Source organism: Rhizobium ecuadorense (assembly GCF_001187535.1).
GTDB lineage: Bacteria > Pseudomonadota > Alphaproteobacteria > Rhizobiales > Rhizobiaceae > Rhizobium > Rhizobium ecuadorense.
Genome location: NZ_LFIO01000708.1, coordinates 1 through 235, shown reverse-complemented (window position 1 = coordinate 235; position 235 = coordinate 1). Strand labels below are relative to the sequence as shown.

General features: G+C 54.5%; 1 protein-coding gene. It reads left to right on the top strand.

What is annotated here, in order from left to right; translation table 11 throughout:
• Positions 1-59: 59 nt before the first annotated feature.
• A partial coding sequence (gene ssb / locus AF337_RS13430; RefSeq protein WP_152971053.1) for a single-stranded DNA-binding protein occupies positions 60-235 on the top strand: 176 nt, incomplete at its 3' end.

Genomic DNA, 235 nt, shown 5'->3' with positions numbered 1-235 from the left:
GAGATCACGAGAGACATGAACGAAATCTCAAATCGACAGGAAACGGGAGGGCTGCACTGATGGCCGGCTCTCTCAACAAAGTATGCCTTATCGGCAACCTCGGTGCCGATCCCGAGATCCGCCGCACCCAGAGCGGCAATGCAAATGCCTCCTTCAGTATCGCCACTTCTGAAAGCTGGCGCGATCGCAATACGGGCGAAAAGAAGGAAAAGACCGATTGGCACAACGTCGTCAT